Below are 1,812 nucleotides of genomic sequence, written 5' to 3'. Positions count from 1 at the left end.
TGGATGCAGCCAGCAGCGGCTCTGTACGCTTGAGAAGCGCTTCTACGATGGGGCAAAAGCCCAGATGGAATACCGTGACGTGCTCTCCGAGGCGCGTCAGGGAATCGCCCTCTCCGACGAGGAGCAAAAGCGACTGGACGATATCATTTCTCCCCTTCTGTTAAAAGGCCAGTCGCTGCACCATATCTGCCTAAACCATAAGGCAGAACTCATGGTCAGTGAACGGACGCTGTATACCTACATGGACGCAAACCTCTTCTCTGCCCGGAACATCGATATGCCGCGCAAGGTGAGGATGCATCCCCGCCGCAAAAGGCCGAATACCGTAATGAAGTGATAAACTGAAGTTGTAACACAAATGGCTGATAAAATATAATAGCAAATGGAGGATTTTATCATGCCACAACCTTACGACGAACCATTTAAGAAAAAGATTGTCCGTCTCCGCCTGGAGGAAGGCCGATCCATGAGGAGCCTCACAGAAGAATATGGGGTTTCTAAATCCAGCGTTGTCAAATGGTGTAATGAATTTCGCGAAGAATGCCAGAGTAATCCAGAAAGCCAAAAAGATTATGATACCATGGAGGCAATGCTGAAGCTAAAGAAGGAAAATGAAGAACTCCGAAAAGAGAATCTATTCCTAAAAAAAGCGGCGGCATTCTTTGCGAAGGAAATCGATTAGAGGCTTATCGATTTATCCGAAATTATCATCATGAATTTGGCGTTCGTTGGCTCCTGAAAAGATTTGGCATCTGTCCAAATGCCTACTACAACTTCCTGAAGAATAGGAAGTCTGTGTATCGTGCCCAAAAACAGGCTGCTCTTAATGAAATATCGAAAATATATCACGAACACAACGGAGTAGACGGGTATCGCAGTATGCGGGTATTTTTGGCACGGAAAAATATCAAACTCAGCGCACTCACTGTACACCATTATATGAACGGTGATCTGCAGCTTTACGCCATTGTCCGGCGTAGAAAGCCGGATTACCGAAAAGGGAAGGCCCATAAAGTATTTGACAATCTCTTGAATCAAAATTTCAGTGCAGAGCATATCAATCAGAAGTGGGCTACTGATTTCACATATGTCTTCCTCAGAGATGGAAGCGTGCGCTATAACTGCACGGTCATCGATCTTTATGATCGCAGCGTAGTATCCAGTATCACGGATCGCAATATCACAAGTGATCTCGCAGTGAGGGCTGTTAAGAAAGCCCTGGAAAACCAGAAATCCATCAGCGGCAGCCTTATCTTACATTCGGATCAGGGATCACAATATACATCTAAAGAATTCACGGATTATTGTGCCTCTGCCGGCATAACCCAGAGCATGAATAAAGCTGGTTATCCTTATGACAATGCTCCTATGGAGCGGTATTTCAACACCTTGAAAAATGAGCTCTTATATCTACACGAGTATTCATCTGAGGAGGTGCTATACTCGTCCATCGATGAATTTGCATATGTATGGTACAACCATGTGCGACCTCATTCATACAATGGATATAAGACACCATTTGAGGCAAGGACTGGAATATCGAATTATTAAGCCATACGTGTTACAAAAAAGCTTGACCACTACAGAGAGCCATCTTTCGTTTCAATACAAGGAATGAAGTGATAAACTGAAGTTGTAACACAAATGGCTGATAAAATATAATAGCAAATGGAGGATTTTATCATGCCACAACCTTACGACGAACCATTTAAGAAAAAGATTGTCCGTCTCCGCCTGGAGGAAGGCCGATCCATGAGGAGCCTCACAGAAGAATATGGGGTTTCTAAATCCAGCGTTGTCAAATGGTGTAAT

At 44.1% G+C, this 1,812-nt stretch carries 1 protein-coding gene and 1 pseudogene; both read left to right on the top strand.

Translation table 11 applies throughout. The annotated features are described in order from the left end of the window. Positions 1-337 (top strand): annotated as a pseudogene (locus GCWU000341_RS10120) (IS30 family transposase); the annotation flags it as partial. Between the two features lie 60 nt (positions 338-397). Then, positions 398-1,551, top strand: a protein-coding gene (locus tag GCWU000341_RS10110) for an IS3 family transposase (RefSeq protein WP_155812709.1) whose coding sequence is annotated in 2 segments (ribosomal slippage) — positions 398-653 and positions 653-1,551 — 1,155 coding nt in all. Because the reading frame shifts where the segments join, the coding sequence is not laid out codon by codon here. Positions 1,552-1,812: the final 261 nt, after the last annotated feature.

Origin of the sequence: Oribacterium sp. oral taxon 078 str. F0262 (assembly GCF_000160135.1) — a bacterium.
GTDB lineage: Bacteria > Bacillota > Clostridia > Lachnospirales > Lachnospiraceae > Oribacterium.
The sequence above is the reverse complement of the archived record's forward strand: the minus strand, read 5'-3'. Positions and strand labels throughout refer to the sequence as shown.